Raw genomic sequence first — 26,095 nt, forward strand, 5'->3', positions numbered from 1 at the left:
GGATGAGACGTTAGGCGGCTCGATCGGGTCTGCCGATATCCACGCGCGCAAGCTGTTGTTGCACGAATAGGCGCAGTACAGAAGCGAGTTCAGTCCGCGGATCCGTCGCCGAACACGGTGTCCACGATGTGCTCGGCGATCGCCATCGAGGATGTCGCGGCGGGCGACGGCGCATTGCGCACGGCGGTCACCGCGCCGACCCGGTGGATGCGGAAATCGTCGACGAGTGACCCGTCCCGGCCCAGCGCCTGGGCCCGGACGCCGGCGCCGCCGCGCTTCACGTCCCCGGCACCGATGTCGGGGACGTACCGCTTCGCGGCCTTCATGTAGGCGCGGGCGGACAGCGAGCCGCGCATCTCCTTGATGCCGGTGCGCCAGTGCTGACGGGCCAGATGCCAGGTGCCGGGGAAGGCGGCGATGCGCAGGAGTTCGCGCACGTCGACCTGGGTGCGGCGGTATCCCTCGCGGGCGAGGGCGAGGACGGCGTTGGGGCCGACCTCCACCTCGCCGGTGACGCGCCGGGTGAAGTGGACGCCGAGGAAGGGGTAGCGGGGGTCCGGCACGGGGTAGATCAGCCCGCGCACCATATGGGCCTTGTCCGGGCTCACCGTCATGTACTCGCCGCGGAACGGGATGATCCGGGGTTCGGCCCCGTCGTCGGCGAGTTCGGCGACGGTGTCGCTCTGCAGTCCGGCACAGAGGACGAGGCGGTCCACGGTGAGGCTGTCGTCGCCTGAGGCGACTTCCAGACCGCCGTGGCCGAGCCGGGTCACCCGGGTCACCGGGAAGCCGAGGCGCACCTCGCCGCCTGCGGCGACGATGTCGTCGGCGAAGGCACGGGCGATGGCGACGTAGTCGGTGACCGCGGTGCGCGGGGAGTGGATCGCGGCCTTGCCCACGGCGTGCGGTTCGATGTCGCGGATCTCGCCGGCCGACACCTTGCGTACGCCGGGCACGTCGTTCGCCCGGGCATTGGCGTAGAGGCCGTCAAGGCGGCTCAGTTCGTCGTCACCGACGGCGACGACGAGCTTGCCGGACTCCTCGTACGGCAGCGACCTGTCCTGGCAGTACTCGCGCAGCAGGGCGGCGCCCCGGGTGCACAGCCGGGCCTTGAGGCTGCCGGGCGTGTAGTAGATCCCGGCGTGCACGACGCCGGAGTTGTGGCCGGTCTGGTGGGCGGCGACGCCGCTCTCCTTCTCCAGGACCACGACGCGGGTGCCGGGGCGGCGCAGGGCGATCTCGCGGGCGGTGGCAAGGCCCACGATGCCGGCGCCGACGACGCCGATCGTCTCGTCAGCCATCGGCCCCTCCTCTCTGTTCGGGTGGCGCGGGTGGTACGGGCGTCATACGCCGAAGTGGATCGCGACGGTCTTGACGCGGGTGTAGAAGCGGAGGGCTTCGGTGCCCTGCTCCTTGAAGGGTGACCCGGAGTCCCGGAACCCTCCGAAGGGGTGGTGGACGTCCCAGCCCGGGGTGGTCAGGTTGACCGCGATCTGTCCGCACTCGGCCCGGTCGGCGAAGCGGTGGGCGGCGCCCAGGTCCCGGGTGAAGACGGCGGCGGCGAGTCCGAAGGCGGAGTCGTTCACCGCGTCGACGGCCTCGTCGAACGAGTCGACGGCACGCAGGGCGAGGACCGGGCCGAAGACCTCGTCGCGCCAGATGTCCATGGCGGGCGTGACGTCCGCGAGGACGGTGGGGCGGACGAAGCAGCCGTGCTCGGGCAGCTCCTCCCCCGCGCCGGCCCCTCCCGCGATCACGGTCGCGCCCTGCTTGACCGAGCCCTCGACGGCCGCGAGCACGGCGTCACGCTGACGGGCTCCGGACAGCGGCCCCATGGTCGTCCCCGCGTCGAGACCGGGTCCCGTACGCAGGGCTGCGACCTCGTCGAGGAGCAACCGGGTGAACTCCAGGTACACGTCCCGCTGCACGATGACCCGGCTGGTGGCGGTGCAGCGCTGTCCGGCCTGTCCGAAGGAGGCCGCCGCGACGGTCTTCGCGGCCTTGGGCAGGTCCGCGTCGGCGAGGACGACGGAGGCGTTCTTGCCGCCCAGTTCGCCCTGGAAGCGGATGTTGCGGATGGCGAACCGCTCGCGCAGCCGGTCGCCGACCGCGTTGCCGCCTGTGAAGGTGACCGCGGCGATGCGCGGGTCGCCGAGCAGGGCCTCGCTGATCTCGCCGGTACGGCCGGTGATGACGTTCAGTACGCCGGCGGGCAGACCGGCGTCGTGCAGCGCGCGGGCGAGGTGGAGTCCGGAGACGGGGGTCTCGGTCGCGGGCTTGAGCACGGCCGCGTTGCCGGCGGCCAGGGCGGGCGCGAGCTTGCGGGCCGGGGTGATCAGCGGGTCGTTCCACGGGGTGATCGCCAGTACGACCCCGAGCGGCTCCTGGTGGGCGCTGGTGCGGGTGTCGGGGCGGACGTCGTTCAGCAGCGTGCCGTAGCCGCCGCGGCCCACGAGCGTGGCGTAGTACTCCAGGAAGTCGGCGGCCTTGAGCGCCTCGCCGCGCGCCTCGGCGCGGGTCTTGCCGTTCTCCGTGGCGATGTCGGCGGCGATCTCGTCGACGCGCTCCCGCAGCAGCGCGGCCGCGCGGCCGAGTACGGTGCCCCGTTCGATGGGGTTGGTGCGCCGCCAGAGCAATGCGCCCGCCTCCGCGGCGTCGTAGGCGCGGGTGACGTCCTCAGGGCTCAGCGCCGGGACGCGGAAGGCCGGGGCACGCAGGTCGGCGGGGTCGTGCACGTCGATCCACTCGCCGGAGGCCACCCACTCCCCGCCCAGGAGGGTTTCCACGGTACGCATCACAATCACTTCTTTCGTTCGCCGCGATGCGGTCGTCGCGGTCGCGGATCCGGTTTCGGGGAACCGCCTGTACGACACACCACCAAAGGGCACGACGCACAGAGCCGGGACGGCAGTCATTGGTTGCACGTCGTGAGGGCCGCGACGGGCTTGATCCGTGCTGGAATCGGCTGACCCGAGGCGCAGTCGCGCACCACCGCAGGACCGGAAGAGAGACACCCATGGCGTACGCCGTCTTCGCCCACTACCGCTGCGAGCCCGCCGACGAGGCGACGGTGCGGGACGCACTGCTGAAGATGCGCGAGCACACCCGGAACGAGCCCGCGAACCGGGAGTACGAGGTGCACGCGCAAGAGGACGTACCGGGCGGCTTCGTGCTGTACGAGGTGTACGCCGACCGGGCGGGATTCGACGCGCACGCGTCGACGGACCACTTCACGGAGCTCATCGTCGGGACGGTGCGTCCGCTGCTGACGGACCGGACGGTGACGTTCGCCGAACGCCTCTGAGATCAGGTTCGGGAATGGCCGGGAAGCACCGCGGTGCTTCCCGGCTCACCGGTGTCCGGGGTCAGAACTCGTTGCCCCAGCAGTAGCGGGCCAGCGTCTCGACCAGGATCAGCTTGCGGCGCTGCTCCTCCGTCGTCAGCAGCGGCCGGCCGGCGGTGTCGGCGAAGCCGCGGGAGGGCGAGAGCGCCATGTCCTCGAGGTCCTTGACCTCGGCGGCGGCGTCGATGCGCGTCAGCACCGTGTCCAGTTCCTCGATCGCCGCGACCGTGGGATCGACGACGCCCAGACAGGCGTCCCGGTCCTCGGGCAGGGCTGCGAGCAGGTCGACCTCGGCCGCCGTGCCACGGTCGAACGGCAGCACCCAGCGGTCCGCCGGGACTGCCGTGAAGAGCCGTTCGGCTGCGGCCCGGTCCACCTGCGCGGGCGCCGACCAGCCGGGGCAGATGCCCACCCGTACGCCTTCGGGGCGCGTGTCCAGGCGTACCGCCAGCGCGTCCACGGCCAGTGCGTCCTCGAAGGAGAGCGCTGCCGGTGCGGCGGGCCCGGTGGCCGTGTGGGCGAGCAGGAGCGGGTTGTTCAGCTGGATGAGCTTCACACCGCGTGCGACGAGCAGCTCGATCTCCCGGTGGATGATCTCGGCGAGCGCCTCGCCGAGCTCCCGGGCCGAGGCGGGACCGCCGGAGCCGGCCGGACCGGGGTCGAAGCACGTCGCGGCGAGGTAGGCCGGCGAGGGCAGCGACACCTTGGGCGCGATCACCGTCAGTTCGGCGAACCGCGCCGCCCCGTCTGCCACCAGCGGACCGTCGGCCTTCGGCAGGGTCTCCGCCACCCAGCGGGCCAGGCCGTCGGTCTCCTCGCCGGTGCGCCGGAAGCCGGAGACGTGGTCGAGCACGGCGCTGCGGAAGTCCTCGCGGGGGAAGTCGCCGTCGGTGACCACGGTGGTGCGCAGCCTGCGCTGGAACGTCACCGCTTCCTCGACCGCGGTGCGTTCGGCCTCCTGGAGGACCTCGGCCCCGGTCTCACCCCGTGCGTACTGCTCGCGGGCGGTCAGCAGGGCCGCGGGGCGGACCAGGCTGCCGTGGTGGTCGATGCGGTAGTTGAACGTGTCCGCCATGACTCACTCCTTACCGGTGGGCTTGCCGGGGACGCCCCAGGCGGGGAACTCCAACTCGTAGCCGAGGGAGTCGAGGATCTCGTCGGCGAGCTGCTGGTCCTCGTCGGCGGTGCCACCGGCGACACCGAGGCCGCCGATGATCACACCGTCCTTCTTGACGGTGACGCTGCCGTCGGCGGCCATGATCGGCATGGCCGCGCCGGGCAGCTGGGAGAGCTGGGAGAAGAAGACGGGCTGGCTCTCCTGCCACTTCTTCAGCATCCTGCCGGGCCGCTGCATCACAGCCGCGGTGTACGCCTTGGCCCGCGCGATGTCGGGGGTGAGCGGCCGGGCACCGTCCGACCGTCGGATGGTGACCGGGAATCCGCCGGCGTCCACGACGGCGACGCTCACGGCCTTGCCGAGCGACTGGGCGCGCTCGATGACGGCGTCGGCGATCGCGTCGGCGGCGTCGAGGGTGAGGCTGCTCATACTGCTTCCTTCGGTGCGGTGAGGGTGCGGCGCAGGTGGGCGACGGCGGCGTTGTACTTCGCGGGAGCTTCCCAGTACATGGAGTGCGGGGCGCCGGGGACGATCTCCAGGTGGGAACCCGGCAGCAGTTCGTGGGCGCGGGTGACGGTCTTCACGCTGAGGACCGCGTCCTTCTCGCCGGCCAGGAAGGCGACCTTCACCCCGGATTCCCGGATGTCGTCCAGGCTCGGGCCGTCGGTGTCGAGGTTGCGCAGGTCGGCCATCTTCGCGACGTTGAAGGTACCCATCTGCTGGAACAGAAAGGTGAGGTCGGCCCGTTCCCGCTGGAAGCCCTGGGTGAGCAGCCGGTCGATGACAGGGAGCTTGACGGCCTCGGCGCGGTCGGCGGCGGCCAGTTCGGTGAGTTCCGGGTGGCTGATGCCGCCGAGGGAGTGCCCGAGGACTGCGGCGGACACCCTGTCGGGGCGCTGGAGGGCGGCCCGCAGGGCGGCGACGGAGCCGATGGACTGGCCGACGACCATGACGTCGGTCAACTCCTCGGCGTCCAGGACGGCGACGACGTCGCCGGGGAAGTCCTGTCCGTCGAACTCGGGCATGGACGAGTCGGACTTGCCGAATCCGCGCAGGTCCGCAGTGACGACCGTGAACTCGTCACGGAGTGCGGCGACCTGCTGCCACCAGGCGGCGTGGTGACCGCCCGAGCCGTGGACGAAGAGGATCGCGGGGCCGCTGCCGTGGCGTTCGTAGTAGATGGAGGTGCCGTCGGAATCGGCGTAGGGCATGGAACATCTCCTCGCAACGACCGGTCAGTTGGGGCGCTTGCCGTGGAAGACCAGCTCGATCATGGTGTGGTCGGGGTCGTGGATGTAGCAGAACTTGGACTGGTTCTCCGGGCGTTCGATCGGGCGGGTGTGCCGGATGCCCAGTTCCTTGAGGTGCGCCATGAAGTCGTCCCAGTCGTCGACCTCGACGGCGAAGTGGTACGGCGCCATCCGTTCCATCTCCTCGACCGGGGTGAAGTGCAGGTCGAAGTTGCCCCGGGTCATCAGCACCACGCGGGTGTTGGACTTGGGCATGATGCGCTTCATCCCGAAGACCCTGGCGTACCAATCGGCGGTGCGGTCGGGGTCGGTGGTGGGGAAGTTGACGTGATGGATGTAGCGGGGTTCCCTGCTCATCGCTTCTTTCCTTTCGGTGTCTGCTCGCGGCGGCTCAGCATCGGGGCGGCTCCTCGTGCACGGGGTTGGCCAGGACGCCGATGCCGCTGATCTCGACCTCGACCGTGTTGCCCGGTTCCAGCCCGCAGGTGGACTCGGCGCCCATCCACAGGACGTCGCCCGGCTGCAGGGTGAGGTATCGGGTCATCTCGACGATGTAGTCGTACGGGTCGAACACCATGCCGCCTGTCGGGAAGGAGGCCCGCACCTGGCCGTCGACCCGCAGGGTCGTCGTCTGGGCGAGCGCGTCCACTTCCGTCTCGATCCAGGGCCCCATCGGTTTGAAGGAGTCGGCGTTCTTGCTGCGCCAGAAAGTGCGGTCCTCGTGCTGCCAGGTGCGGGCGCTGACGTCGTTGCCGATCGTCCAGCCGAAGACCGCTTCCCTGGCCTGCTCATACGTGGCGTGCCGCAGGGTGCGGCCGATGACGGCGACGAGTTCCGGCTCGGCCTCGAACCGGCCGGTCACCTCCCGCGGCTTCACGATGGGCGAGAGGTGTCCCGTCAGCGCGTTGTTGGCGCGGTAGCCGATCTCCGGCCGCTCAGGCATGACGGCCGCCGTGTTGCCCAGCGCGCGGGCGTGTTCGATGTGGCGGGTGTAGTTCAGCCCGACGGCGTAGAAGACGGGCGGGACGACGGGCGGCAGCCACACGGCGTCGGCCGTCGCCACGGTGCCGATGACCGTGGGCCGGCCGTCCAGCGGCGACTCGGACAGCAGCTCGATGTGCTCGTCGTGGACACGGCCCCACACCGCCATTCCGCGCGCCGCGACACGCGTGTATCTCATGGTGGTCAGCCGGCGAGCAGGTGGGAGACGCGCTTGGTGACGAGGTAGCCGTCCAGACCCTCCGGGCCGCCCTCGCGCCCGTAGCCGCTGTCCTTCATTCCGCCGGAGGGTGCCTCGTGGACGGAGCCACCGCAGTGGTTGATCGACACGATGCCCGCCTGGAGACCGTCCGAAAGCCGTTCGGCGGTGGCCGCGGACTCGGTGAAGCCGTACGCGGCGAGTCCGTACGGGAGGGAGTTGGCCTGCGCCAGCGCGTCGTCCAGCTCGGCGAAGGAGACGATGGGGGCGATCGGGCCGAAGGGCTCCTCGGTCATGACGAGGGCGTCGGCGGGGACGTCGGTCAGGACCGTGGGCGGGAAGAAGTAGCCCGGTCCCCCGATGCGCTCACCGCCGACGAGGACGTTCGCGCCGCGGGCCACGGCGTCGGCGGTGAGGCGTTCCATCGCGCCGAGCCGGCGCTCGTTGGCGAGCGGCCCCATGGTGGTCGCCGCGTCGAGCCCGTCGCCGACCCGGTGGGCCTCGGCGGCCTTCACGAAGGCGGCGGTGAACTCCTCGACGAGGCTCTCGTGCACCAGGAACCGGCTGGGCGAGGTGCACACCTGCCCGGCGTTGGCGAACTTCGCGCCGGCCGCCCGGCGGGCCGCGACGGCAGGATCGGCGTCGGCACAGACGATGACCGGGGCGTGCCCGCCGAGCTCCATCAGTGAGGGCTTCATCCGCGCACCGGCATCGGCGGCGAGCAGCTTTCCGACCGGTACGGAGCCGGTGAAGGCGACCAGCCGGACGACCGGGTGGGCGATGAGCCGGGCGGAGACCTCCGCGGGCTCGCCGAAGACGAGGTTGAGGGCCCCCGCCGGGACACCGGCGTCCTCGAAGCAGCGCACCAGCGCGCAGGCCGTCCCCGGGGTCTCCTCGGACGCCTTGATGACGAGGGAGCAGCCGGCGGCGAGTGCGGCGGAGATCTTGCGCATCGGCGAGCCGGCCGGGAAGTTCCACGGGACGAAGGCGGCGACGGGGCCGACCGGCTCGCGGCGCACCGTGAGCAGGGTGCCGGGTGCGGAGGGGATGATGCGGCCGTAGGCGCGGCGGGCGTCGTCGGCGTGCCAGCGCAGCGAGTCGGCGACCCTGCGGACCTCTCCGGCGGCTTCGGCGAGCGGCTTTCCCTGTTCCACGGTCATGATGCGGCCGATGACTTCGGCGCGCGCCGTGGCCAGGTCGGCCGCGGCGTGCAGGATCGCGGTACGGCGGGCGATAGGAGTGGTACGCCAGATCTCGAAGCCGCCGGCGGCGGCCTCGGCCGCGCGGTCCAGGTCGGCGGCGGTGGCAAGCGGCACCTCACCGATCACCTGCTCGGTGGCGGGGTTGACGACGGGGGACGTCTGTCCGGTGCTGCCCTGGCACCACTCGCCCGCTATGAACATGCGGACGGGCGGGTAACCCTGGTCGGTGGTCATGGGTGGGTGCCCTCTCGGGGAATGGTGTGGGTTCAGGAGGCCGGAGTGTCCTGGGCGTCCCGGTTGGAGCGCAGCGACCAGATGGTGTGCGGCGGTGCGGTCGCGTGGACGCGGGTCTCGTACGTGTGGTCGACCCGGTCCATGTCGCAGGCGTACTCCACGCGGCCGCCGCACGGGGCGTGCAGGAACCGGAAGACGTTCGAGCCGATGGTGTGCCGGCCCAGCTTCCGGGCCTCCCGCCAGCCGCGCTCGATCATGTGGTTGCCGCCTTCGACCACGTCGTCGAAGCCGGGAACCTCGTACGCGATGTGGTTGACGCCCGCCCGGTCGGGTCGGTGGCACAGCAGGAAGGTGTGCTGGTCGTCGTCGCCGGGCGCCTGCATGAACACGCCCATGGGCTCGATGACGTCGGTCGGCCGGAAGCCGAGCAGGCCGGTGTAGAAGGCGACGGCCTGTTCCCGGCCCTCCTTGGCGATGTTGAGGGCCACGTGGCACATCCGCAGCGGCCGGACCTGTCCGACCGTCTCCAGCGGGGCGTTCCAGCGGTTGACGTCGCCGGAGATGTTGGCGGTCCGGGAGCGGGCCGGGAGGGGCCTGGGCCGGGCGAGGGTGAGGCCCACCCCGAAGCCGGTCACGTCGACGGTGCGGTGGACCCCGTCGGCGCTCGTGCGGACGGGGTGATCCCGTCGCACCGCTTCCACGATCCGCTCCAGCTCTTCGGCGGTGTCGACGCCCCACACCACCTCACAGAGGGTGGGGCCGTCCTCGACCGGTGCCGGGAGCAGCGGTCCGGGGCGGGTGTCCAGGTGGAGGGTCTGGCCGGCGAGGGTCTCGAACACCGCGTGCTCGTCGGTCCGTTCGACCAGGAAGAGGCCGAAGTCTTCGAAGAACCGCACAGACTCCTCGAGTACCTCGACGCTGTAGGTGACCGATTCGATTCGCTGGATCCCCATGGATTCCTCACTTCAGATGATGTCGCCGCATGCGGACCGGTCACCGTTCCCGGCGATCCTAGATTTTCCGGGCGCATGCCTCAACGGTCCTGCCGTGCAGGCTCCGCAATCCTTGATTGCACGGAGTGCGGCCTGCCTCTCAAACACCGTCGGGAATCCTGGGAATGGGGTTCTTGGAAAACCATTCGGTGAGGAACTCGAGGAATACGCCGACTTTGCGGGGAGTGGACGGGCCGGGTCCGTAGATGGCGAAGAGCGGGCGGTCGGGGACGCCCCGTTCGGGGAGAAGGATCTCCAGGGCCCCGGACAGCAGGTCGTCGTACGCGGACCGCTGCGGAAGCAGACCGATGCCACGGCCGTGGACGGCGGCCTTCTGCAGCGCGATGTAGGAGTTGGACGAGAACGCCACGTTACGGATCTTGTGCAGTGTGGAGGCGTGCCCGTGCCCGATGCGCCAGACGGGGTCGTTGACGTGCACCAGGCATTCGTGGGAGGCGACGCCGTTGGGTTCGGTCAGCGCCCCGTGGCGCTCCAGGTACGAGGGGGCCGCGCACAGCGCGAACGGCAGCGAGGCGATCTTCTTGAGGCGTACGCCGGAGTCGCGCAGGTCCCGGGTGTGGAACGCGACATCGAAGCCGCCCTCCAGGAAGTCATAGGTCCGGTCGGACATTCCGCCGAGCTCGAAGCGCACCTGAATCTTCGGATGGGCCGCAGAGAATGCGGCAATGGCGTCACCCAGATCGAGACTGCCTATCCATTTCGGACAGCTGATGCTCAGCGACCCTTCGGGACGGTCGTGAAGGTGGGCAATGGAAGCATCCTCGCTCTCTATCTCTCCGAGAATGCGAATGCAGAATTCGGCGTATCTCTGCCCCTGTTCGGTCAGGCTCACCGAACGGGCCGTGCGATGGACGAGGCGTACGCCCACCTGTCGCTCCAGCTCCGCCACGTGCCGTGACACCAGGGAGCCCGAGGAGCCCAGTTTCTTGGCGGCTCCGTTGAAACTGCCGGTCTGGGCGACGGTGACGAAGCTGTGCATGACGAGCAGGCGGTCCATGGATCCTCCGGGTGGCCCCGGGGCCGCGTGGACCCGGGACCGGTCGTGCCTAAGGGCGGGTGTTGCTGCCGTACACGGCCGGCCGCGGCAGGGCCGGGGGTGGTGCGGTGAGGGTACGGGCGTTGGCTGTGACCGAGCCGCACCACACGCACCGGAAACCCACCCGTCCGGGTTACTTGGGGCAGTATTGAGGAGCTTGCGCCACGTTGTCCTTGGTGACAAGAGTCAACGGAACATTGCTGATCTTGTCGCCCTTCTTGTCGGCGAGCAGCGCGAGCGCCTTCTCGACGGCGGTCTGTCCGATCGTCATGGCCGAGTTGGCCACGGTCGCGGAGAGCGTGCCCGCCTGGACGGCGGCGATCCCCTCCTCCGTACCGTTCACCGAGACGATCTTGACGTCCTTGGCGCCGGCGGCATCGAACGCCTTGCGGACGGCGAAGGCCATCTCCTCGTTGGCGACGAAGGCGTAGTCGAGGTCGGGATGGGCCTGAATCATGTTCTCGGCGACATCCTGGGCCTTTGCGGGGTTGAACATGCCGGGCTGGTTCGCCACCACCTTCGCGGTGGCGGGGAGCGCCGCCTTGAAGCCGCCGACCAGCAGGTCGGAGGCGGCACCCGGCGCACCGGCGACGACGCCGACCTGGACCTGCTTTCCGGCGGCGTCCTTCTCGATCCATCCGGCGTCCATGGCGCCGACCTTCTTCAGGTCGACCACGGCGGCACCCAGGATGTCGGAGAGGTCGTCGGTGGCGACCGAGGTGAGATAGATCGGGATGCCCGCGTTCTTCGCCTTGGTGATGTCGCCTTCGAGTGCGTCGACATTGACGGTCTGCACGATCAGCGCGTTCACGTTCCGGGCGATCATGTCCTCGATGTTGGACAGTTCGGTGCCCGCGTCCTGCTTGGAGTTGGCGGAGTACAGCTTGGCCCCCTTCACCTTGGCGGTCTGCTCGACCGCCTTGAGCAGACAGGTGTGGAAGTGGGTGTTGGCGCCGTTGACGAATCCCAGGGAGGTGGCGCCGTCACCGGATCCGGCCTCGCCGCTGTCGGAGCATCCGGACAGGACGAGCGCGGCGACGCCGGCGAGCGAGACCGCGAGGACGCGGCGGGAACGGGTGGTCGAAGACATGGAGGTATGACCTTTCCTGCGACATTGACGGGAAGGGTGTGGGGGGGGGGAAGCCGACGAGGTCGGCACAGCGGGCGGGCCGTGGGTCAGTGACCCGGCCCGGACCTGCGGTTGAACTCGTTGACCACTGCTGCGACGAGGAGCACCGCACCGGTGACGACGGGCTGGTAGTAGCTGTTCACCTGGAGCAGGTTCAGCGCGTTGGCGACGACGCCCAGGAGGATCACACCGAGCACGGTGCCGGGAATCGTGCCGTGCCCGCCGGCCAGCAGCGTGCCCCCGATGACGACGGCGGCCACTGCGGTGAGCTGGAGCTGAAGGCCTCCGGTGTTGGGTGCGCTGGCACCCAGCCGGGAGAGGAGCATCAGGCCGGCCAGACCGGACAGACCTCCGGCGAGACCGTAGAGGGCGAGTTTGCGGGCGGGTACGTTGATGCCGCTCAGGCGGGCGACGTGTTCGTTGCCGCCCATCGCGAAGGCGTCCCGCCCGAAGGTGGTGAACCGCATCGCCAGACCGACGGCCACCAGGACCACGACGGCCACGATGAGCAGCCAGGGAATGCCGAGGACCTTGGAGTTGCCGAGCGCCGACATCCGGTCCCCGATGGAGATGCTCATGCCGTTCAGGACGAGCAGGGCGACACCGTCGAGCAGCATGGCCGTGGCCAGTGTGGCGACGAACGGCGCCACCCGTGTGAAGGTCACGACCAAGCCGTTGACCAGGCCGATCACCGTGGCCAGCAGCAGGGTGACGACCACCGTGACGGTCGTGGAATGTCCGTGGGAGAGCAGCTGCGCGGCCACCGCGGTGGTCACGGCGGCATTGCTGCCCATCGAGAAGTCCATGCCGCCCGCCGTCATCAGCAGGGTGAGTCCGCCGGCGATGACGGCGGTCACGCTGATCTGGCGGAGGATGTTGAGGAGGTTCTGCGAGGTGGTGAACGAGTCCGCCCGCAGAGCGGTGAAGACGATCATCAGGATCAGTACGGCGATCAGCCCGCCGTGGGGTATCCGGCCCAGCGACCTGATCGTCGGGCGGGGCCGGGCGGTGGCCGGCGCGGTCGCCCGGTCAGGGGCGACGGAGGGGGATTTCAGGCTCACTTCGGCGCTCCTCCGAGGGCGGTGGCGACGAGTTCGTCGTGGGTGATGGCGGTGGTTTCGTACTCCGCGACGGTGCGCCCCGCCCGGACCACGAGGATGCGGTCGGCCAGGCGCATCGCCTCCTCCGCGGACGAGGAGGCGAGCAGAACCGCGACCCCCCGCGAGGCGAGGGCGTCGATGAGGGTGTGGATGTCCGCCACGGCTGCGACGTCCACGCCGTTGGTGGGGTCTTCGAGGAAGCAGGCGGTGGGGGCGGTCTCCAGCCACTTGGCCAGCAGCACCTTCTGCTGGTTTCCGCCGGACAGACTGCCGACCGGCGGGTCGCCGCCGAGCGTCACGACCCCGTAGTCCGTCCGGCGGGTCGCCGACCGCCGGGCGAGGTCGCCCCGGCGGTGCAGCCTCCTGCGGTGGAACCGGTCGTCGGCGAGCATCAGGTTCTCGTCCACGGACAGTCCCGGCACGAGGCCCAGGGCACGGCGGTCCCCCGTGACGCAGCGCAGCCCGCTCGCGAGCGAGGCCGGCACCCGTCCCAGCGGCACGGGCCTGGCGTCCACGTGGAGCTCCCCGCTCTGCGGCCGCTGCCGCCCGGAGAGCAGGTCGAACAGGCACGACTGGGCGTCCCCGGCGGGACCGAGCACGGCGACGACCTCCCCCTTGCGGACCTGCGCGGTGAAGTCACGGATGGACCGGCCGTGGGTGAGTCCGCAGATCGCGAGACCGACCTCGTCCCCGGGTACGGGGCGCTCCGGCCGGTGCGACACCACGTCCCGGCCGACCATGCCGCGTACGAGCTCCGGCGCGTCGAACTCGGAGGCCGGTGCGCTGCGCACCACTGCGCCGTCGCGCAGCACCGTCACCCGGTCCGCGAGGCCCAGTACCTCGTCGATGTAGTGCGAGATGTAGACGACGGCGACGCCTTCGTCGCGCAGTCTGCGGACCAGCTCCCTGATCCGTCCGGCGGCCTCCGCGCCGAGGCACGCGGTCGGCTCGTCGAGGATCAGCACGCATCCGCCGCGGCGGACCTCCCGCGCGACCTCGACCATGGTCTGCTCGGCGACGGTGAGTTCGCCCGCGGTACGCCGCACGTCGATGTCGATGCCCAGGCCGGCGAGAGCGGTCCGGGCCCGCGAGACCATCTGCGGCCGGCTCACGAGCCCGCCCCGGCGGGGCAGGTCGCCGAGCATGATGTTCTCGGCCACGCTCAGGCCCATGACCAGCTCGCGGCGCTGGGGTACGAAGGCGATCCCGAGGTGGCGGGCCTTGCGCACGGTGAGACCGGCGTGGTCGTGCCCGTCGACGCCGATGGTGCCGCCGTCCGCCTGGTGCACTCCGGAGAGGACCTGGACGAGCGTCGACTTGCCGGCACCGTTCATGCCCATCAGGGCGTGGATCTCTCCCGGATACAGGTCCAGGTCGACCCCCTTGAGCGCGGCGGCCCCGCCGAAACTCTTGGTGACCCCGCGGAGCCGGACCAGGGGTGCGGAACGGTCGGAGCCGGGGGCCGCGGAGGCCGGACGGGTGGTCCGCGCCGTCACGGCCGGTGCCCGTCCCCGTCACGGACGACCCGCTCGAAACCGCGGATGTCCGGGAAGGGGGGCTCACGGTCGGCCTGGAGGTCGACCTGGAAGGCGTTGAGACACATGCCGAGCATGGTGAAGTTGCCGAGAGCCCCGATGGTGTCGACCAGGCCCTGCGAACCGAAGTGCTCGTGGGCGCGGGCGAACGTCTCGTCGGAGACGAAGTGGTCCTGGAGGATCTCCCGGCAGAACTCGTAGAACGCCTGGTCCGGCTCGTTCCCGAAGTCCGGCCGGCGCCGCTCGGCGATGGCCCGGACCGCCTCCTCGGGCACTCCCGCCTCTATCGCGGTGCGCACGTGCGCGTTCCATGAGTACTGGGCGTCCCAGTTGCGGGCCGCGAGCAGCAGGGTGAGCTCGCGCAGATGCTCGGGAAGGCTGCAGTCGAAGCGGGCGAAGGCGCCGAGCGACTCGGCGCGTTCACACATCTGCGGGCTGTGCAGCCAGACCCGGAACGGCCCCCGCACCGCACCGCGGCGGGCCGTGATGCGCTCGGCCAGCTCCTTCTGGGGCGGAGTCATTTCGTGTTCGGTGAGTACGGGGAGCCTCATGTCGGCAATCCGCCTTAGCCTCGGGCACGGTCCGGTTTCGCCGTGCAATGGTGGCCGACCGTACCCGCGTATCCGGCAACCACATCCCTCCTGACGTGCAATGTAAAACTGCATACCGGAGGGCATCCCTTCCCGGTTCCTGGCCCTAGGGTCTGCCCGGCGGATCAGACGCGAACCAGCCACGATCCGCCGGACAGGCCCCGGCCTCGTTCGGCTCAGCTCCGCCGAAAGGAACCCCCTGATGTCCACCGTGATCAAAGTCGCGGAAGTCCCCCTGCTCGACCGTGGCGGCGCTGTCGTCACGACGCCCCTGATCACGACGGCCTCCGCCCATGGCGAGAACCGGATCACCAGCGGAATCAGCGTCTACCCGGTCGGCTCCGGCGCGCCCCTGCACTCGCACAACTGCGACGAGCACGTCACGGTCCTGGACGGTGACGCGGAGGTGGTCATCGACGGCGAGGTGACCCGTCTGGTGCGGTACGACACCACGTACGTCCCCGCCCCCGTCCCGCACCTCTTCCGCAACGTCGGCGACACGCCGTTGCGCATTCTGTGGGTCTACAGCTCAGGACATGTGACCCGCACGTTCACCGGGACCGGGGTGACGGTGGAACACCTCTCGCCGCAGGACCAGATGGGCTGAAGAGCCCTTACGAAAGGCGGTACTCCCCCGTGTCCCTCCCACATGACAGACCCGGTCGACCGGACAGCCGCCGCAGATCCCGCAGAGCCCTCACCGCATCGGCGGCCGGCGCCGCTCTCATGCTGAGCGGCTGCGGCGGCGGCTCCGACGCGGGGCAAGACGAAACCACCGTCACGCTCGGTTTCGTCAACGGAGCCCACTCCGACTTCCACACGTGTCTCCAGGGTGCCGTCGAACTCGCCGCCGAGAACGCGGGCGTCAAGCTCTTCACCGCGAACTCGCAGCAGGACGCGGCGAAGGAGCTGGCCAACATCGGAAAGATGACGTCCTGGAAGGTGGACGCGCTGATCGTCCAGACCGTGGACATCGGCGCCCTGCCGGGCGATATCGCCCGGGCCCGAAGTGCCGGCGTGCCGGTCTTCCTGACCTCGGTGGTCCCCGAGGACACCTCGGACATCCTCGGTGCGGTCGTCGTGGACCTCGAACAGGCGGGGCGGCTGGACGCCGAGTGGATAGGCAAGGACGCGAACGGGAAGCAGGCCGAGGTCGGCGTCGTGGCCGGAGCGCCGGGCGCCGCATCCGATCTGCTCGTCTCCGGTTTCACTGCCGCGTTGCCCTCCAACACTCCGGTCGTGGCCAGCAGACCAGGCATGTTCGACCCGGCGCGGGCGCAGGAGGAAGCAACGGTCATGATCCGGGAACACCCGGGCCTGGACTACGCGTTCGTCGCCAACGAGGAGATGGCCTTCGCCGTGCGCAAGGCCTTCGACGCGGCCGGGGGGAAGGACGTCAGAATCGTGACGGTGAACGGGACCGACAGGGGTCTGGCCGCGATCAAGAAGGGGACCCTGTCCGCCACGGTCACCAACTCCCCCCTGGTGAACGGAACAATGGCCGTCAGGAACACCCTGGCGCTGCTCGCGGGCAGGAAGGCGGACCGGATCGGCTCCGTCCCCCTGGTCCTGGTCACGAAGAACAACCTGAACCAGGCTCCTCAGTACTGCCCCTGACGGCACCGGACCCTCGCCCCTGACGGCACCGGACCCTCAACCCCGTCGGGACAGACCTCAAGCCGGAGAGGCCAGGTGCTGCTCCGCAGCCAGCACGGCATCGTGCACGCTCGTCCTTCCCAGCATGACGCACAGGGTGTACGCGGCGTCGTCGACCGCCCGGCGCGCCGCCTCGTCCGGCGGTGATGCCGCCAGCCGCGACCGGCACCGCCGGAACTCCGCCAGCACTTCCTCGGTCCGCTTGCGGCTCGGCAGCAGGGCGACCCGGGCTGCCGCGAGGGACGGGGTGCGCGCATTCCCGATCGCCCTGCGCAGTGAACGCTCCAGATGCGTCGGCACAGTCGCTCCGCGCGATCCGGCGATCATGGCCGCGGCGGCCTGCCCCGGGGTGACGTGGGCGCCCTCCGCCGCGGTCGCCAGGATCTGTGCGGCCTGGAGAGCCGAGCACGGCGTCGCGGCCATGATCATGCCGATCGCCCACGCTGTCGTCGGTTCTTCCAGGAGAGGCTTTCCCCGGGGCCCGGCCTCGGCCCTACGGCGACGTCCACCGGAGCCCTGCGGTTGCACGGAGGAGACAGAAGGAGAAGTCGTCATGGGAGCCATCGCTTCGCAACGAGGGGAACGACTCGGCGTGCGGCACCGGGCTGCGCCGAGTCCTGCCGGCACCGGAATCCTTTCCCGCGCGGCCCCTTCGCGACACGGTGAATACGCCGTGTCGCGTCAGTCGTGACACGAAGGGCTCAACCGTGACGGGCTCAGCGGCGCGCATGGCGGGCACCGGCCGCGCTCAGCGGCATCGTCCGAGCCTGATCGGGCGGGAGCAAGCGGAAAAGCAGGGCCGGAGTGTGGGCGGCGATCCGGTGGCGGCTACGTTCACCACAGCACTACAGCGCACCGGGAGTCCCGTCCTGGTCAGCGCGGCCGGGGATCTCGACGCTGCGGCTGCGCCCTTCCTGGAGCAGGTGCTCAACGACGTACAGCCGAGCGCGGACGTGCTCCTGCTGGACGTCCACGACGTGCAGTTCATGGATTCGGCCGGGCTGTTGCTCTTTCTCGAACTGCACCGGCGCGCACAGCTCCGCTTCCTCCGGGTCATCGTGGTGGGTTGGCAGGCGCAGCCGAAGCGGGTGATGGAAGCGGTCGCCGGCCTGCCCCCGCGTGGCGGGTGTCCGCCCGGGCGCGGGGCGTTCGCCGGCTTCCGCCGCCTGGTCCAGGAGCGGGCCGACCGGCAGCGCGAATCGGCTGCCGACTCCCTGGGGGCGACGGCGTCGGCAGGCTCCACGACCGTCTGCTGAGCGGTTCCCCTTGCCTTCGCAGGGTTCGGGTGCGGGAGAGGCTGTCCGCGGAGTGGCCCGCCCCGCTCCGGCGTCGCCGGGGACGCCGGGGGTCCTCCGGACCGGCGGGTGCGTTCCGGCGACTCTCACTTTCCGGGCACGTGAGCAGCGGGCGTACGGGAACCGGCCGGCCGGGCGGCAGCCCCCTCTCCGTGGCGGCGGGGCGTGACCCGTGGGCCCGGCCCGTTCACGGGACGAATCACTCGGTCGACGCGTGATCCCGTTGCGGGTCCTGGCAGCCGGGGTGGTGGAGGATGGTGGTGAGGCCCAGCCATCGGAGGTGAAGCGCCGTGGAACCCGTGGCCCACGAGGACGACGAGGAGTCCTCGTACCCGGTCGAGGGCATCCCGCCCGGAGACGCCGGACGCTTCTCCGAAGCGCTCGCCCGCGCCACCGCCGAGGAATCGGAAGTGGCGGTGCCCGCTGTCCTGTGTCAGGCGTGCGTGGACCTTCTGGACATCACCGGTGCCTCGATCTCCTTGCAGGGCGAAGGGGACGCACGCGTCCTGTGGTGGTCCAGCAGCGAGGTCGCCGGACAGCTCGCCGAGGCCCAGTACACCCTGGGTGACGGTCCGTGCCAGTCCGCGATCGATCTGGTGGCACCGGTACTCGCCGCCGATCTGACGCAGGGCCCGGATGTCAGGCGCTGGCCGTTCTTCGCCCAGCAGGCCGTCGCACTCGGGGTGCGCGCCGTGTTCTCGCTGCCGCTCGGGGCGGGCGGACTGGCGCTCGGCACGCTCGATCTGTACCGGGAGGATCCGGGTGACCTCTCCGAACGGGACCGGGCCTTCGCGTTCCCCATGGCGGAGGCCATCACCACCGCGCTGCTGAACCTGCCCGGGGGGCCTGCCACGTCCGATCCGGACGAGGACAGGTGGCTGGCCATGGCGGAGAGCGATCATGAAGAGGTACACCAGGCCACCGGCATGATCATGGTTCACCTGGGCGTGAATCCCCAGCAGGCGCTGGCGCGCCTCAGAGCACATGCCTTCGCCCATGATCTGACAGTGACGGAAGCTGCCCGCTCCGTCCTCGAGGGGAAGGTCAGGATTCATGACTGAGGTTGGTCGTGATCGTCCCGGAATGCGAGCGGCGGCCACCGGCACCCGCTCCGATGCGGAAGAGCGACAGGAAGACGGTGGAGTCGCATGAACAGGGAACAGCAACTGGCCGATGCGTTCGTCGACCTCACCGATACCCTCGCCAGGGATGTCGAACCCCTCACACTGCTGCACCGTCTGACCCGGCACTGCCTCCCGCTGACCGGGATGGACGATGCCGGTGTCCTGCTGGCGAACGCCCGTGGAGATCTGCGGACCGCCGCCACGACGGACGACCGCCCGGGGCTGACCGGTCTTCTCACCTCGCAGATCCTGCGGGGCCCCGGCGCCGACGCGTACCGCACGAACATTCCCGTGCATGCGCCCGTCATCCGGGACGGCGCGGCCCACTGGCCGGAGTTCGCGACGCTGGCGAGCTCCGGCGACTATGCGAGTGCTCATGCGCTGCCGCTGCGCGTGCAGGGCCGGGCCGTGGGAGCCCTCAGCCTGCTCTCCCACGATCCGCGAGCTCTCGCCCCGGAGCAGACGGCGCTCGTCCAAGCGCTCGCCGACGTCGCCGTGACGGCTGTCGTGACCTGGAGCAGCGACCCGCTGCGGCCCTCCGACATCGTGACCCGCATGCAGTCGACGCTCTCCGCCAAGGCACTCCTGGACACGGCTGCCGGCATGCTCGCCGCCACCGGGCACATCCCGCCGTACGAGGCGGCCCGCCAACTGCAGGCCTACGCCGCCCGCAGCGACCTGCGCCCCGCCGAGGTGGCGGATCAACTGGTACGCAGGCTGATCGAGCCCGGCACCGTCCTGGCCCGGACACCGTAAGGACGGGGCCGGTGGCGGTCGGCACCGGCCCGGACGGCATCCGACGCGAGGCCGGCCCTGTGCTGCGTACTTCCGCCGTGAAGGGGAACAACACCTTTGGATGCCACGTGAATTCCGTACACAGCCGCTCCTCGGAGGAGAACTCCGATGACCACCACACTCTCGGCCCTTACGTCCGCACACCGTGACCACCTTCTGAGCCTCTCCGAACACGTTCAGTTCCCAGCGGCGCAGCGGCTTTTCGAGGAACATGCCGTAGCCGACCGCTTCTGGATCCTCAAGACGGGGGCGGTGACGCTGGACGCACGGCTTCCACACCGGCGCCGTGCGGAGATCGCCATGCTGGAGCCGGGAGATCTGGTCGGCCTGTCCTGGCTCTTCCCGCCCTACGAGTGGGAGCTGGGCGCCGAGACGCTGAGCCCCGTCCGTGCCCATGAATTCGACGCTCCACGCGTACGGGCCGAGTGCCGCTCGGACCCCGTGTTCGGATTCGCGATCAGTCAGTGGGTCGGCATGGTGCTCGCCCAGCGGCTGCAGGCCACCCGCAGCCGGCTGCTCGATCTGTACGAATCGGCCACGCACGCCTGACACCCGCTCGTTGGGCCGCGAGAGGACGACGGGAAGTGGTTACACCCGGCGAGAGCTGCACCTACACTGAACGGCCTGGAAAGCGGCGGTGACCAGCACAAACGGACTCCGCGCGACGGTTCGCCACACTAGGGAGCAACCGGGTGTTCTATTACGTGCTCAAGTACGTCGTCCTGGGCCCGCTGCTGCGGTTGTTCTTCCGTCCTGTCATCAAGGGGACGGAGCACATTCCGGAGGACGGCGCGGCGATCATCGCAGGCAACCACCTGTCTTTCTCCGACCACTTCTTGATGCCCGCGATCATCAAGCGGCGGATCACCTTCCTCGCGAAAGCGGAGTACTTCACGGGACCCGGCGTGAAAGGCCGTCTGACCGCCGCGTTCTTCCACAGCATCGGTCAGATCCCGGTGGACCGGTCGGGCAAGAACGCCGGGCAGGCGGCGATCCGCGAGGGGCTCGGGGTGCTGAGCAGGGGCGAGCTGCTCGGCATCTACCCGGAGGGCACCCGCTCGCACGACGGCCGGCTCTACAAGGGCAAGGTCGGTGTGGCGGTGATGGCCATCCGGGCACAGGTGCCCGTGGTGCCGTGCGCGATGGTCGGCACGTTCGAGATCCAGCCGCCCGGAAAGGTCGTCCCGCGCATCAAGCAGGTCACCATCCGCTTCGGCGAACCGCTGGACTTCTCCCGCTATGCCGGTCTGGAGAACGAGAAGGCTGCGATCCGCGCGGTCACCGACGAGATCATGTACGCGATCCTCGGTCTCTCCGGTCAGGAGTACGTCGACGAGTACGCGGCCAAAGTGAAGGCGGCCGAACAGGCCGACAGCGCGGGAAAGTTCCCGAAACGGCAACGCTGACGGCGGATTCGCGCTCGGTGAACCCCGCTGGTCCGAGCTTCGCGCAGACCCTAGCGTGCGGTGCATGAGCAAGGGACACGCATGGGTACTGGGAGCGACGGGTCAGATCGGGCGGGCCGCGGTGCGCTCGCTCGTCGAGGACGGCTGGGAGGTCACTGCCGCCTCGCGCGGCGGTGACCGTGACACGAGCTGGCACGCGGACGTCCGGACGACCGCTCTGGACCGCGACGAGGACGGCGCGCTCGCGACGGCGCTCGGCGACGGCTGTGACGTGCTGGTGGACATGGTGGCGTACGGCGAGCAGCACGCCCTGCAGCTGACGGCTCTCGCGGACCGGGTCGGCTCCGCGGTGGTCGTCTCCAGCGGCGCGGTGTACGCGGACGGCCGAGGCCGCAGTTTCGACACCCAGGACGAGCCGGACGGGTGGCCACGCTACCCGGTGCCCGTTCCGGAGTCTCAGGCCACGGTCGCGCCGGGCGGGGCCACGTACGCGACGCGGAAGATCCGGCTGGAGCAGGACCTGCTGGCGGCAGGTGACTCGCTGCCGGTCACACTGCTGCGGGCGGGCGCGGTCCACGGCCCCTACTGCCGCTCACCGCGGGAGCTCTACTTCGTGAAGCGGGCCCTGGACGGCCGCACGCGGCGGGTCCTGGCGTACGGCGGGACCTCGCGCTTCCATCCCGTCCACGCCTCCAATGTGGCTGAGCTGATCCGCCTCGCCGCTCTGAAGCCGGGCTCGCGGGTGCTCAACGCCGCCGATCCGCAGGCACCGACGGTCGCGGAGATCGGCGAGGCGGTGGATGCGGTGCTGGGCCGGAGTGCGCAGACCGTACTGATGCGGGGAGCCGCCACACCGGAGGGCGTGGGTGACACGCCGTGGAGCACTCCGCATCCCATCGTGTACGACATGACGGCCGCGGAGCGGGAGCTCGGGTACCGGGCGGTGACGGGCTATGCCGAGTCGCTGCCGGAGACGGTCGAGTGGATCGCCGGGCAGCTCGCGGGCCGTGACTGGACGGACGCCTATCCGGCGATGGTGCGGGCCTACGGCGCCGGGCTCTTCGACTACGCGGCGGAGGACGCCTGGCTGGAGCGGTACGACCGGGAGGTGTGAGCCGCTCCGGCCAACAGGGACGGGCCGCCGGTGACCTACCGGCGGCCCGTCCCGTCACTCGGGTGCTACGGCTTCGGCGTGGCGTGCGGGGTGCACGTCACATCGCGCCGGTCGGTCTTCCCGGTGAGCAGGTAGCTGTCCACCCGCTCGTTGATGCAGGGGTTGACCAGGCCGGTGACGCCGTGCGATCCGGCGCCCTCCTCCGTGATGAGGCGCGAACCCTGGAAACGCTTGTGCAGCTCGACGGCGCCCTCGTACGGAGTGGCGGCGTCACGCGTGGACTGCACGATCAGCACCGGGGGCAGTCCCTTGCCGGTGCGGACGTCCAGCGGGGTCTGCTGCTTGGCCTGCCAGGTCGCACAGGGAAGGTTCATCCAGGCGTTGGCCCAGGTCATGAACGGGTAGTCCTTGTGCAGCCGGGTGTTGTCGCGGTCCCACTTCTGCCAGCTGGTGGGCCACTTGGCGTCAGCACACTCGACCGCCGTGTACACGGCGTTGCTGTTCTCGGACCGGATGTTGCCCGCCGTGTCCGACAGGTCGGGGGCGGCGGCGTCGATCAGTGCCTGGGTGTCACCGGCCCGGTAGGCGCTCCAGGTCCGGGCGGTGGGTGCCCAGGCGGAGTCGTAGTACGGGGCGCTCTGGAAGAAGCCGATGAGCTCGGCGGGACCGAGGACGCCACCGATCGGGCTCTTCTTGGCGGCTGCGCGCAGCTTCAGCCACTCCTGCTCGACCTTCTGCGGCGTGTCGCCGATGTGGAAGGTGGCGTCGTTGGCGGCGACCCAGGCCTTCCAGTCGTCCCAGCGCTTCTGGAAGGCGATGTCCTGGTTGAGGTTCGCCTGGTACCAGATGTTGTCCTTCGCCGGGTTGACGACGCTGTCGACGACCATGCGGCGGACATGGGCCGGGAAGAGCGTGCCGTAGACCGCGCCCAGGTACGTGCCGTAGGAGACGCCCAGGTAGTTGAGCTTCTTCTCGCCGAGCGCGGCGCGGATGACATCCAGGTCGCGGGCGGTGTTCGGTGTCGTCATGTGCGGCAGCATGTCGCCGCTGCGTTCGGCACAGCCGTCCGCGTACTCGGCGGCGAGCTTGCGCTGGGCGCGCTTGTCGGCCTCGGAGTCGGGCACCGGGTCGGCCTTGGGTGCCTTGACGAACTCCTGCGGGTCGATGCAGGAGATCGGCGCCGAATGGCCGACACCGCGGGGGTCGAAGCCCACGAAGTCGTAGGCCTTCGCCGTGTTCAGCCAGAGCGGGCTCTTCGTGGCGATCCGCTTGGGGAACGCCATGCCCGAGCCACCCGGGCCGCCCGGGTTGTAGATCAGGGCGCCCTGGCGCTCGCTGCTGGTCCCGGTGCTGACGTGCCGGTCGACGGCTATCTTGATCTGTTTGCCGTCGGGCCGGGCGTAGTCGAGCGGGACGGTGACCCATCCGCACTGGATCGGCGCGGCGATGGCCCAGTCGGCAGGACAGTCCGCCCAGTCGATGCCGGCCCTGGCCGCGCGTGCCGCGGCCAGCTGGACGCCGCGTGCCTCGGAGCCGTTGTGGTGGCGGCCGTCGGCGGTGGCAGCCGGTGCGGCTATCGCGCCCGCTATGAGCGTGCCCGCGATCAGAGCGCCGGCCGAGCCGAGCGCTGCTGTGCGTCTCAAGTGGAACCTCCCCCATGGTGAAGCGCCTTCGGGTGCGGCGCTGTTCAGTAGGTACCTCCCGCGGATCCTGTCTCCTGTGAGCCGCCTGAGAACAGATCGCACACATACTTCTTTACCGAATCGATAACCGGACAGCGGGCTCCTGCCAGCGGTGTTCAGCAGCTCGCGGGGGCCGCCAGTTCGCCCGCAGCCCGGTCCAGCACGGAGCGCAGCTCCCTCGCGTCGGTGGCGAGCGCGGTCACCAGGACGGCGGGGCCCGCGAGACGGGTGAGCACGGCGGTGGGTCCCAGCAGCCTGGTCTCCGGGCCCGCATCGTCGAAGGCCGGGTCCACGAGGAGCAGTTGGCCGATGGCGCGATGGCCGCCGAGCACGGCCGGGCCGTCCCAGCCGCCGGGTGCGCCCGGCCCGTACGCCAGTTGCTGATCGAGGATCGCGCGTCCGGCGCAGCGGACGGTGAGCCTGCTCAGGAGCGTGCCGGTGGTCTCGCCGTACCGGCCGAGAATCTGTTCCTCGCGCAGCATCATCCGTGCCGTGGGGGCGAGTTCGACGACGGTAGCCATGTGGAGTTCGCTGCCGTGCGCCGAAATGAGCTGTTCGGGGAGCCAGTTGAGCTCGGCCCCCTCCTCCACGTACAGCACGATGTCGTAGCGGGCCGCTGCCGTGCCGATTCCGGGTCCGGGCAGGGCGACCGTGGCCGCCGCCGAGTCGACGGTGAGCCGGGCGCCTTGCCCGGCCCTCGCCTCGATGGCGAGCCGGTCGCCGCCGAGCGGGGCGCTCATCGCGCCCACGACGGTGACGCGCGCCGCCCCGGGGAGCGCGGCCCTCGTCCGTCGCAGGGCGAGCGGTCCGTCGCTCTCCAGGACGGGGAGCGTGGTGGCGCCGCGCCCATCGCCTACGGCGGTGATGCGGGCGGTGGCCCGGACGCTCATGCGGTCCAGGAGGCGAGCCGCCCCCGCACCCAGTCAGCGACCGGGCCGACGCCTTCGCCCGAGGTGAGGGAGGTGAAGGCGACGGGCAGATCGCCACGCTGCTGTGCGGCGTCGCGGGCCATCCGGCCGAGGTCGGAGCCGACATACGGCGCCAGGTCGGTCTTGTTGATCACCAGCAGGTCGGATGTGGTGACGCCGGGACCGCCCTTACGCGGGATGTCGTCGCCGCCCGCGACGTCGATGATGAAGATCTGGGCGTCCACGAGCCCCTTGGAGAAGGTGGCGGTGAGGTTGTCACCGCCGGATTCCACGAGGATGAGGTCGAGCGGTCCCACGGTGTCCTCCAGGTCCTCGACGGCTTCGAGGTTGGCGGATATGTCGTCGCGGATGGCGGTGTGCGGGCAGGCTCCGGTCTCGACGGCCTGGATCCGCTCGGGCGGCAGCACCGCGTTGCGGAGCAGGAACGCCGCGTCCTCACGGGTGTAGATGTCGTTGGTGACGACGGCCAGGGACAACTGGTCGCGCAGGGCGCGGCAGAGCGCGGCCACGGTCGCGGTCTTCCCGGATCCGACCGGCCCGCCGAGGCCGATGCGCAGGGCCCGTCGGGTGCCGTCGGGGCGTGCGGCGTCGGCGCCGACAGCGGCCGGGCCCGGGTGGGAGTGGTCGAGGTGCATGGTGCGGCTCCTGAGCGGTTCGGGCGACGTGCCGGGCGGCGCGCCGGGGTCATGAGGCGAAGAGCCGGACCGGCCGGCCGGCGTGGGCCTCGGCGGCGATGTCGAGCAACGGGGACGAGACGGCGGGGAGTCCGTCGATGAGGCCGTGCGCGGCAGCGACGGCCTGCTCGGCAACGTGGTCGAGCTCGGGGGCGAGCCGGGCCAGGACGGCGGTTGCGTCGAACGGGTTGAGGGAGAGCAGCCGGACCACTGCCGTGGCCGGACCGCCGACCGTCTCGTACGCGGCGCAGTGGGCGGCGTCCTCGGGCCCGAGCCCTGCCGCGCGCGCGGTCAGGCCGAGCACGACCGGCTGGTGGCCGCCGCGTGGCCGGGCCAGGGCGAACGCGTCGAGCTCCTCGCTCGGCCAGGTCGCGCGGGCGGCCCTCATCAGCTGCCGGCCGAGCTTGCGGGCGACCGCACGCAGGGCCGGTGAGGGTGTACGGGCATCGGCGGCCTCGTCCAGGGCCAGCGGGTCGTGGCCGTGGGCGGCCGCCGCTGCGAGCGCCGCGGCGGTCAGCCCGGCCGTGTGCAGACGGCCCCGGCAGAAGTCGGCGAGGTCGTCGGCGTTGCGGATGCGTCCTGCCACGACGGCCGCCTCGGCACCGCCGGAGTGGGCGTGACCGCCGGCGGGGAACCGGCCGTCGGCCAGGACGAGCAGGGCTGCGCGGCTCAT

Annotated in this window: 28 protein-coding genes; 9 read left to right on the forward strand and 19 right to left on the reverse strand. The window is 70.5% G+C overall.

The genetic code is table 11. The features are described 5' to 3' along the window. Positions 1-89: 89 nt before the first annotated feature. Together lhgO and ACIOEW_RS27550 are read right to left on the reverse strand one after the other, a co-directional pair. Positions 90-1,301 carry an L-2-hydroxyglutarate oxidase gene (gene lhgO / locus ACIOEW_RS27545; protein ID WP_401966726.1) on the reverse strand — a complete coding sequence of 404 codons (1,212 nt, stop codon included), beginning with the start codon at positions 1,299-1,301 and terminating at the stop codon, positions 90-92. A gap of 42 nt (positions 1,302-1,343) precedes the next feature. Beyond that, positions 1,344-2,795, reverse strand: a complete 1,452-nt coding sequence (locus ACIOEW_RS27550) for an aldehyde dehydrogenase family protein (RefSeq protein ID WP_401966728.1) — start codon at positions 2,793-2,795, stop codon at positions 1,344-1,346. 221 nt (positions 2,796-3,016) lie between these two features. Between ACIOEW_RS27550 and ACIOEW_RS27555 the strand changes: the two genes are divergently transcribed. Next, positions 3,017-3,304 (forward strand): putative quinol monooxygenase, encoded by a 288-nt coding sequence (locus ACIOEW_RS27555; RefSeq protein ID WP_401966731.1) that lies wholly within the window; start codon positions 3,017-3,019, stop codon positions 3,302-3,304. Positions 3,305-3,365: 61 nt separating this feature from the next. On the opposite strand, the gene ACIOEW_RS27560 is transcribed toward ACIOEW_RS27555, so the two are convergent. From ACIOEW_RS27560 to ACIOEW_RS27615, 12 genes are all read right to left on the reverse strand, one after another. Beyond that, positions 3,366-4,418 (reverse strand): methionine synthase II (cobalamin-independent)-like protein, encoded by a 1,053-nt coding sequence (locus tag ACIOEW_RS27560; RefSeq protein ID WP_401966733.1) that lies wholly within the window; start codon positions 4,416-4,418, stop codon positions 3,366-3,368. Positions 4,419-4,421: 3 nt separating this feature from the next. Further along, positions 4,422-4,889: a heme-binding protein gene (locus ACIOEW_RS27565; protein WP_362555834.1), complete on the reverse strand. Its 468-nt coding sequence runs from the start codon at positions 4,887-4,889 to the stop codon at positions 4,422-4,424. Continuing rightward, positions 4,886-5,671: an alpha/beta hydrolase gene (locus ACIOEW_RS27570; protein WP_362555832.1), complete on the reverse strand. Its 786-nt coding sequence runs from the start codon at positions 5,669-5,671 to the stop codon at positions 4,886-4,888. Before ACIOEW_RS27570 ends, ACIOEW_RS27565 begins: the two co-directional genes overlap by 4 nt. A gap of 24 nt (positions 5,672-5,695) precedes the next feature. Continuing rightward, entirely contained in the window at positions 5,696-6,067 is a 372-nt protein-coding gene (locus tag ACIOEW_RS27575) for a VOC family protein (protein WP_401966735.1), read from the reverse strand. Between the two features lie 34 nt (positions 6,068-6,101). After that, the gene (locus ACIOEW_RS27580; protein ID WP_401966737.1) at positions 6,102-6,890 is read right to left on the reverse strand and encodes a fumarylacetoacetate hydrolase family protein; all 789 of its coding nucleotides are present in this window, start codon (positions 6,888-6,890) and stop codon (positions 6,102-6,104) included. Positions 6,891-6,895: 5 nt separating this feature from the next. Continuing rightward, the gene (locus ACIOEW_RS27585) at positions 6,896-8,344 is read right to left on the reverse strand and encodes an NAD-dependent succinate-semialdehyde dehydrogenase (protein WP_401966740.1); all 1,449 of its coding nucleotides are present in this window, start codon (positions 8,342-8,344) and stop codon (positions 6,896-6,898) included. A 32-nt stretch (positions 8,345-8,376) separates the two neighbouring features. Continuing rightward, positions 8,377-9,297: a VOC family protein gene (locus ACIOEW_RS27590; RefSeq protein WP_401966742.1), complete on the reverse strand. Its 921-nt coding sequence runs from the start codon at positions 9,295-9,297 to the stop codon at positions 8,377-8,379. 139 nt (positions 9,298-9,436) lie between these two features. After that, positions 9,437-10,354 (reverse strand): LysR family transcriptional regulator, encoded by a 918-nt coding sequence (locus ACIOEW_RS27595; protein ID WP_362555823.1) that lies wholly within the window; start codon positions 10,352-10,354, stop codon positions 9,437-9,439. Positions 10,355-10,526: 172 nt separating this feature from the next. Continuing rightward, positions 10,527-11,483: a sugar ABC transporter substrate-binding protein gene (locus ACIOEW_RS27600; RefSeq protein ID WP_401966745.1), complete on the reverse strand. Its 957-nt coding sequence runs from the start codon at positions 11,481-11,483 to the stop codon at positions 10,527-10,529. 86 nt (positions 11,484-11,569) lie between these two features. Next, entirely contained in the window at positions 11,570-12,583 is a 1,014-nt protein-coding gene (locus ACIOEW_RS27605; protein ID WP_401966747.1) for an ABC transporter permease, read from the reverse strand. Next, on the reverse strand, positions 12,580-14,118 hold the full coding sequence (locus tag ACIOEW_RS27610) for a sugar ABC transporter ATP-binding protein (RefSeq protein WP_401966749.1): 1,539 nt from the start codon (positions 14,116-14,118) through the stop codon (positions 12,580-12,582). The genes ACIOEW_RS27605 and ACIOEW_RS27610 overlap by 4 nt, the downstream gene beginning before the upstream one ends. Next, positions 14,115-14,678 carry a carboxymuconolactone decarboxylase family protein gene (locus tag ACIOEW_RS27615; RefSeq protein ID WP_350993841.1) on the reverse strand — a complete coding sequence of 188 codons (564 nt, stop codon included), beginning with the start codon at positions 14,676-14,678 and terminating at the stop codon, positions 14,115-14,117. Before ACIOEW_RS27615 ends, ACIOEW_RS27610 begins: the two co-directional genes overlap by 4 nt. A 271-nt stretch (positions 14,679-14,949) precedes the next feature. On the opposite strand from ACIOEW_RS27615, the gene ACIOEW_RS27620 reads away from it, so the two are divergent. Further along, positions 14,950-15,354, forward strand: a complete 405-nt coding sequence (locus tag ACIOEW_RS27620) for a cupin domain-containing protein (protein WP_362555815.1) — start codon at positions 14,950-14,952, stop codon at positions 15,352-15,354. Between the two features lie 119 nt (positions 15,355-15,473). Beyond that, complete coding sequence (locus ACIOEW_RS27625; protein ID WP_362555813.1) at positions 15,474-16,364, forward strand: sugar ABC transporter substrate-binding protein; 891 nt, start codon at positions 15,474-15,476, stop codon at positions 16,362-16,364. Positions 16,365-16,421: 57 nt separating this feature from the next. Here the strand turns inward: ACIOEW_RS27625 and ACIOEW_RS27630 are convergent, their stop codons facing one another. Continuing rightward, a complete protein-coding gene (locus ACIOEW_RS27630; protein WP_401966752.1) occupies positions 16,422-16,826 on the reverse strand; it encodes a DUF5133 domain-containing protein in 405 nt (134 codons plus the stop codon). Between the two features lie 383 nt (positions 16,827-17,209). On the opposite strand from ACIOEW_RS27630, the gene ACIOEW_RS27635 reads away from it, so the two are divergent. The 6 genes from ACIOEW_RS27635 (at position 17,210) to ACIOEW_RS27660 (ending at position 22,137) form a co-directional block, all read left to right on the forward strand. Beyond that, positions 17,210-17,659, forward strand: a complete 450-nt coding sequence (locus ACIOEW_RS27635) for an STAS domain-containing protein (RefSeq protein WP_401966755.1) — start codon at positions 17,210-17,212, stop codon at positions 17,657-17,659. 329 nt (positions 17,660-17,988) lie between these two features. Further along, entirely contained in the window at positions 17,989-18,759 is a 771-nt protein-coding gene (locus ACIOEW_RS27640) for a GAF and ANTAR domain-containing protein (protein ID WP_401966756.1), read from the forward strand. 87 nt (positions 18,760-18,846) lie between these two features. Continuing rightward, a complete protein-coding gene (locus ACIOEW_RS27645) occupies positions 18,847-19,578 on the forward strand; it encodes a GAF and ANTAR domain-containing protein (protein WP_401966757.1) in 732 nt (243 codons plus the stop codon). 147 nt (positions 19,579-19,725) lie between these two features. After that, the gene (locus tag ACIOEW_RS27650; RefSeq protein WP_401966759.1) at positions 19,726-20,166 is read left to right on the forward strand and encodes a Crp/Fnr family transcriptional regulator; all 441 of its coding nucleotides are present in this window, start codon (positions 19,726-19,728) and stop codon (positions 20,164-20,166) included. Positions 20,167-20,309: 143 nt separating this feature from the next. Continuing rightward, positions 20,310-21,023, forward strand: a complete 714-nt coding sequence (locus ACIOEW_RS27655; protein ID WP_401966761.1) for a lysophospholipid acyltransferase family protein — start codon at positions 20,310-20,312, stop codon at positions 21,021-21,023. A 64-nt stretch (positions 21,024-21,087) separates the two neighbouring features. Further along, entirely contained in the window at positions 21,088-22,137 is a 1,050-nt protein-coding gene (locus ACIOEW_RS27660; RefSeq protein WP_401966764.1) for an NAD-dependent epimerase/dehydratase family protein, read from the forward strand. Positions 22,138-22,202: 65 nt separating this feature from the next. Here the strand turns inward: ACIOEW_RS27660 and ACIOEW_RS27665 are convergent, their stop codons facing one another. From ACIOEW_RS27665 to ACIOEW_RS27680, 4 genes are all read right to left on the reverse strand, one after another. After that, positions 22,203-23,780, reverse strand: coding sequence for an alpha/beta hydrolase (locus tag ACIOEW_RS27665; protein WP_401966766.1), 1,578 nt, complete (start codon positions 23,778-23,780; stop codon positions 22,203-22,205). 155 nt (positions 23,781-23,935) lie between these two features. Next, positions 23,936-24,709, reverse strand: a complete 774-nt coding sequence (locus ACIOEW_RS27670) for an urease accessory protein UreD (RefSeq protein ID WP_401966767.1) — start codon at positions 24,707-24,709, stop codon at positions 23,936-23,938. Beyond that, positions 24,706-25,383: an urease accessory protein UreG gene (gene ureG / locus ACIOEW_RS27675; RefSeq protein WP_326734803.1), complete on the reverse strand. Its 678-nt coding sequence runs from the start codon at positions 25,381-25,383 to the stop codon at positions 24,706-24,708. The genes ACIOEW_RS27670 and ureG overlap by 4 nt, the downstream gene beginning before the upstream one ends. Before the next feature lie 49 nt (positions 25,384-25,432). Next, the gene (locus tag ACIOEW_RS27680) at positions 25,433-26,095 is read right to left on the reverse strand and encodes an urease accessory protein UreF (protein ID WP_401966769.1); all 663 of its coding nucleotides are present in this window, start codon (positions 26,093-26,095) and stop codon (positions 25,433-25,435) included.

Source organism: Streptomyces sp. NPDC087901 (genome assembly GCF_044742205.1).
Taxonomy (GTDB): domain Bacteria; phylum Actinomycetota; class Actinomycetes; order Streptomycetales; family Streptomycetaceae; genus Streptomyces.

Coding starts and splice junctions, on each gene's coding strand:
- ACIOEW_RS27620 (WP_362555815.1), top strand. CDS start 14,950: ATGTCCACCGTGATCAAAGTCGCGGAAGTCCCCCTGCTCGACCGTGGC.
- ACIOEW_RS27625 (WP_362555813.1), top strand. CDS start 15,474: ATGCTGAGCGGCTGCGGCGGCGGCTCCGACGCGGGGCAAGACGAAACC.
- ACIOEW_RS27595 (WP_362555823.1), bottom strand. CDS start 10,354: ATGGACCGCCTGCTCGTCATGCACAGCTTCGTCACCGTCGCCCAGACC.
- ACIOEW_RS27660 (WP_401966764.1), top strand. CDS start 21,088: ATGAGCAAGGGACACGCATGGGTACTGGGAGCGACGGGTCAGATCGGG.
- ACIOEW_RS27650 (WP_401966759.1), top strand. CDS start 19,726: ATGACCACCACACTCTCGGCCCTTACGTCCGCACACCGTGACCACCTT.
- ACIOEW_RS27670 (WP_401966767.1), bottom strand. CDS start 24,709: ATGAGCGTCCGGGCCACCGCCCGCATCACCGCCGTAGGCGATGGGCGC.
- ACIOEW_RS27580 (WP_401966737.1), bottom strand. CDS start 6,890: ATGAGATACACGCGTGTCGCGGCGCGCGGAATGGCGGTGTGGGGCCGT.
- lhgO (WP_401966726.1), bottom strand. CDS start 1,301: ATGGCTGACGAGACGATCGGCGTCGTCGGCGCCGGCATCGTGGGCCTT.
- ACIOEW_RS27645 (WP_401966757.1), top strand. CDS start 18,847: ATGAACAGGGAACAGCAACTGGCCGATGCGTTCGTCGACCTCACCGAT.
- ACIOEW_RS27550 (WP_401966728.1), bottom strand. CDS start 2,795: ATGCGTACCGTGGAAACCCTCCTGGGCGGGGAGTGGGTGGCCTCCGGC.
- ACIOEW_RS27630 (WP_401966752.1), bottom strand. CDS start 16,826: ATGGCCGCGACGCCGTGCTCGGCTCTCCAGGCCGCACAGATCCTGGCG.
- ACIOEW_RS27680 (WP_401966769.1), bottom strand. CDS start 26,095: ATGAGCCGCGCAGCCCTGCTCGTCCTGGCCGACGGCCGGTTCCCCGCC.
- ACIOEW_RS27560 (WP_401966733.1), bottom strand. CDS start 4,418: ATGGCGGACACGTTCAACTACCGCATCGACCACCACGGCAGCCTGGTC.
- ACIOEW_RS27585 (WP_401966740.1), bottom strand. CDS start 8,344: ATGACCACCGACCAGGGTTACCCGCCCGTCCGCATGTTCATAGCGGGC.
- ACIOEW_RS27590 (WP_401966742.1), bottom strand. CDS start 9,297: ATGGGGATCCAGCGAATCGAATCGGTCACCTACAGCGTCGAGGTACTC.
- ACIOEW_RS27555 (WP_401966731.1), top strand. CDS start 3,017: ATGGCGTACGCCGTCTTCGCCCACTACCGCTGCGAGCCCGCCGACGAG.
- ACIOEW_RS27570 (WP_362555832.1), bottom strand. CDS start 5,671: ATGCCCTACGCCGATTCCGACGGCACCTCCATCTACTACGAACGCCAC.
- ACIOEW_RS27600 (WP_401966745.1), bottom strand. CDS start 11,483: ATGTCTTCGACCACCCGTTCCCGCCGCGTCCTCGCGGTCTCGCTCGCC.
- ACIOEW_RS27565 (WP_362555834.1), bottom strand. CDS start 4,889: ATGAGCAGCCTCACCCTCGACGCCGCCGACGCGATCGCCGACGCCGTC.
- ACIOEW_RS27575 (WP_401966735.1), bottom strand. CDS start 6,067: ATGAGCAGGGAACCCCGCTACATCCATCACGTCAACTTCCCCACCACC.
- ACIOEW_RS27615 (WP_350993841.1), bottom strand. CDS start 14,678: ATGACTCCGCCCCAGAAGGAGCTGGCCGAGCGCATCACGGCCCGCCGC.
- ureG (WP_326734803.1), bottom strand. CDS start 25,383: ATGCACCTCGACCACTCCCACCCGGGCCCGGCCGCTGTCGGCGCCGAC.